This is a genomic window from uncultured Thermus sp. (assembly GCF_938010445.1).
Lineage (GTDB): Bacteria > Deinococcota > Deinococci > Deinococcales > Thermaceae > Thermus > Thermus altitudinis.
The window spans coordinates 1-3,263 of record NZ_CALLUR010000158.1; the positions used below are offsets into that span (position 1 = coordinate 1).

Genomic DNA, 3,263 nt, shown 5'->3' on the forward strand with positions numbered 1-3,263 from the left:
GGGGTCTAGGGGAATCCTTTGCGGGTCCGAATACTCCTTTGCGCCTCCTTGGCGGTGGACCTCCACCCGGTGGGTGTAAGGGTCCAGGAGGACCACCACCCGGGTGCCGTTGGCCAGATAGGCCCGGGCCTTTTGCCGGAGTTCCTCCAGGGTCTGGCTTCGGGAGCGGATTTCAAAGGCCACATCTGGGGCTAAGGGGGGGAAGGCCTCCCGTTCCTCTGGAAAGAGGCCTAGCCAGCGATCCCGGAATACGAAGGCGGCGTCGGGGGAGAGGAGGGAACCATCGGGAAGCTTGAACCCGGTGGCCGAGCTGAATACAAGGCCTAGACCCCTCTGCTGGTTCCAGCGGTAAAGCTGGCCTAGGAGGAGGGCTTCCAGGTAGCCGCTTTCTCCCCCTCTCGGCGACACCATAAGCCTCCCGTCTTTCCACCGCTCCAGCTGCCAGCCGGGATTCTTGGCCGAAAGCTGGTGGAGTTCCTCATCGCTCACGGCGCGGAGGAGGTCCAGGAAGGGCACGGCTTCATTCTACCTTGGGCAAAGGGCTTCCCTCCGCCAAGGGAGGGGTGGGGGCAGGGGCGGGCAGGTGGCCCAGGTGCCCGGACAGGAAGCGGAAAAGATCACCAAGGAGGCCGCTGGCCGTGGCCCCTCCGCCGGCCCCGGGGCCGGTGACGTAGACCTCCCCCAGGGGATGGGCGCGCACCCAGAGGATGTTGCCCTGGGCCCGGGCCAAGGGGTGGTCCTGGGGCAGGCGCCGGGGGGCCACCGCCGCCCGCCAGCGCCCCCCTTCCCCATAGAGGCTTGCCACCAGGCGCACCCTTTCCCCTTGGCCTTGGGCCCTCTGGAGGGCTTCCGGGGTAAGGCGGGTGACGCCTTGGGTTTGCACCTCCGAAAAAGGGAAGCCAGGGTCCACCAGGAGCCTGGCCAGAAGGGTGAGCTTGTGGGCGGCGTCTATGCCCTCCACGTCCAGGGTGGGATCCGCCTCGGCGTAGCCCAGGCGCTGGGCCTCGAGGAGGGCCTCCCCGTAGGTCCGCCCCTTTTCCATCTCCTGCAGGATGTAGAGGGTGGTGCCGTTTAGGATCCCGTGGAGCTCCAAAAGCCGGCTTCCCCTGAGGGTTTCCAAAAAGGAAAGGGCCGGGGTGCCGGCCATCACGCTGGCCTCGTGGTAGATGAGCCCTTCCTCGGCATAGGGGCGTAAGGCCTCCCAGGCCTCCGCCAAAAGGGCCTTGTTGGCGGTGATGAGGGGGATGCCGGCCTCCAGGGCGGGCAGGACCAGGGCCAAAGGCGTCTTTACCCCGCCCATGGCCTCCACCACCACGTCCGCCTGTAGGAGGTCCGGGGGTTCGGTGCGGAGGAGCTCCTCGGGAATGGGCCGGGGCTTGGCCCTATCCCGCACCAGGACCCCCAGGAACTTGGGAGCGTAGCCCAGGGCCTGGAAGTCCTCCAGGCGTTCCTGGACCAAGGCGTAGAAGGCACTGCCCACGGTCCCCCCGCCCAGGAGGGCGATCTTCACCTCTTCCATGCGGGGGATTATACCCGTCTAAAGTGGAGGTGTGGAGGCCCGCTGGCTTTTGGAAGGGGCCCTTCGGGAGCGGGGGCTTCTTTACGCCTGGGCCCCCTTGGCCCTACCGGAAGAGGCCGAAGGCCGCTTCCGCCGCTTTTTAGCCGAGGGGCGGCATGGGGGTATGGCCTATTTGGCCAAGGGGGTGGAGGCTCGCTTTCACCCCAAACACCGCTTTCCCTGGGCGCAAAGCGCCCTTCTCCTCTTTGCCCCCTACGCCTACCCCGACCCCGGGGTGCCCCCTGGGGGCCTCAGGGTGGGCCGGGTGGCCCGCTACGCCTGGGTGCGGGACTACCACCGGCTTCTGGGGGAGGAGCTAAGGGCCCTGGAGGCCCTGGCCCAAAGCCTTGGGGTACAGGCCAGGGGTTACGTGGACCACGGGCCCATCCCCGAGCGCACCCTGGCGGCCCTTACCGGGGTGGGCTGGATTGGGAAAAGCGGCATGTTCCTCTCGCCGGCCTTTGGCGTGCATACCCTTGTGGGCGTCCTCCTCACCTCGTTGGCGGTGGAGGTCGCCCCTCCGCACCCTAACCGTTGTGGGCGCTGTACCCGTTGCCTGGTCTCCTGTCCTACGGGGGCCCTTCTGGGGGATGGCACCTTGGACGCCCGGGTGTGCGTGAGCTACCTCACCGTGGAGCACAAGGGCTTCATCCCGCCGGCGGTTTGGCCGGGGGTGGGGGAGTGGCTTTTGGGGTGCGACCTCTGCCAGGAGGTGTGCCCCTGGGACCGGTTCGGCAAGGTGTGGCGGGGTTTTCGGCCAGAGCCCGAGCTGGCCCATCCCGACCTGGAGGAGTTCTTCCGCCTTTCGGGAAGAGGCTTTCAGCGCAAGTTCGGGGATACCGCCTTCGCCCGCCCGGGAAGGGCCCGCATGGCCCGGAATGCCCTTATCGTGTTGAGCAATCTCGGCCTTGGGGAGGGCCTCATGGCGGTGGCGGCCAAAGACCCCCATCCCCTGGTGCGCCGCACGGCCCTTCACGCCCTCCACCGGGCGGGGAAGCCCATTGAGGGTTTCCTCCAGGACCCGGATGAGGAGGTTAGGGCTGAGGCCCTATTCCTCCTTGGGGAAGCGCCCCGTGCGGTAGACCTTTTCCAGGATGGGAGGAAGCCCCCAGGCCCGGAGGTCAAAGATCAGGGGGCCTAGGTCATAGGGTACCTTGAGAAAGCGGACCTCGAGGGTCTCCGTGTCCAGGACCATGGCGTCGGCCCCGGGTTCCCCACTCAAGGAGAGGCCCACGCTTCCGGGATCCGCCACCAGGCCCCTGCCCACCCGGCGGGATAGGGGCAGGTGCCGGCCTCCTAGGAGGAGGGTGGCGGCACCGTAGCGCTCCAGATGGGGCAGGAGCTCGTTGGCGGGGCCCAGAAGGTCCAGGTGTCTCTCGGGGTCACCAGGGGTGCCGTGGAAGGCCACCAGCCGGTTTTCCCCGTAAACTTTCCGGTGGGAAAGCCTTAGGGAGCGGAGGTAGTGGAGTTCCCTTTCCGAAAGTTGGGACCGGGTCCATTCCCAGGTGGCCTTGCCCACCCCTTCGGGTAGGGTGCCCGGCAAGGGGTAGGCTACCCTCAGGTCCCAGGCCCCGGCGATGGCGGGAAGCCCTTCCTTGATGAGGCGGCCGATCACCTGTTTGGGGTGGGGGCCGTAGCCCACCAGGTCCCCCAGGACCAGGACCTCGTCCACGCCTTCTTGTCTCAGGGCCTCGAGGGCCGCCTC

General features: G+C 67.5%; 4 protein-coding genes. 1 reads left to right on the plus strand and 3 read right to left on the minus strand.

Annotated elements, in window-relative coordinates; translation table 11 throughout:
- Together Q0693_RS08795 and Q0693_RS08800 are read right to left on the minus strand one after the other, a co-directional pair.
- Nucleotides 1-516, minus strand: a 516-nt coding sequence (locus Q0693_RS08795; protein ID WP_298630863.1) for a Uma2 family endonuclease, incomplete at its 3' end; no start/stop codon positions are given.
- Between the two features lie 4 nt (nt 517-520).
- Complete coding sequence (locus Q0693_RS08800) at nt 521-1,519, minus strand: homoserine dehydrogenase (RefSeq protein WP_298630866.1); 999 nt, start codon at nt 1,517-1,519, stop codon at nt 521-523.
- 31 nt (nt 1,520-1,550) lie between these two features.
- Here Q0693_RS08800 and queG point away from each other — a divergent pair, with 31 nt between their 5' ends.
- Nucleotides 1,551-2,699: a tRNA epoxyqueuosine(34) reductase QueG gene (gene queG, locus Q0693_RS08805; protein ID WP_298630869.1), complete on the plus strand. Its 1,149-nt coding sequence runs from the start codon at nt 1,551-1,553 to the stop codon at nt 2,697-2,699.
- Here the strand turns inward: queG and Q0693_RS08810 are convergent.
- The coding region (locus Q0693_RS08810) for a metallophosphoesterase family protein (RefSeq protein ID WP_298630872.1) at nt 2,607-3,263 on the minus strand (657 nt) is incomplete at its 5' end. The two genes, queG and Q0693_RS08810, sit on opposite strands and share 93 nt — an antisense overlap.